The sequence below is a fragment of the Treponema sp. R80B11-R83G3 genome (assembly GCF_054786115.1).
In genome coordinates, this window is the sequence record NZ_BDHF01000308.1 from 1 (window position 1) to 875 (window position 875).

At 34.2% G+C, this 875-nt stretch carries 1 pseudogene; it reads left to right on the forward strand.

Annotated elements, in window-relative coordinates:
- A pseudogene (locus tag ACYVRH_RS13515) lies at positions 1 to 759 on the forward strand (hypothetical protein); the annotation flags it as partial.
- Positions 760 to 875 lie beyond the last annotated feature (116 nt).

An 875-nucleotide genomic window follows, 5' to 3' on the forward strand; every position in this document is an offset into this window, starting at 1 on the left:
GTAATAAAACTAAGGGGCATTGGAGAGATGCGAACAATTAGCCTTTCTAGTAGAAATTCGATGTTTACAATTTATAATAATGTTTCATTAGTTTTAGACAACAATATTACTTTACAAGGCATTAGTGACAATTCCTATAGTCTTATAAACCTTGGTGCTGTTGGTAGTACTGGTGGAACTCTAATTATGAACTCAAATTCAATAATTACTGGTAATAATAATACCAATGTAAACAGTTACACTGGCTATAAAGGCGGTGGAGTAATTGTTACCAATAGTACATCAACATTTATTATGAATGGCGGGTCTATCACAAGTAATACCAGTTCAGGTGGAGGTGGCGGAGGTGGAGTGTATATCTCCAATGGAACCTTCATTATGAATGGTGGTGAAATATCAAATAATAACTCTTCTTCCTATGGTGCAGGAGTATATGTTTGGAACGGAACTTTTACAATGAATGGCGGTGAAATATTTGGTAACATTGTTTCTAATAACGGCTCAACTGCTACTGGAGGTGGTGTAGAAATAGATAGTGGTAAATTTATCAAATCAGGAGGAACAATTTATGGCTACACAAACGGAAATAGTATGAGTAATGTTGTGAAAAATGCTTCTGGTGTTGTTCAAAATAATCGAGGACATGCAATATATGCTTCTGGAAGTAACGGTGATGTTCGTAGAGAGAATGACACCGGGCCTGGCGTAATTTTATCTTTTAATGATCCAAGTGGGACATGGTCAGGAGATTGGGATTAATTTAGTTATTTTATAATGGGGGAAAATGTATTATGATGATAATAGAAATTATAAAGAATATTGTTGAAATAATATTCTTTATTTGTACAATAATTGTTGCTTTCTGTGCCTTATAA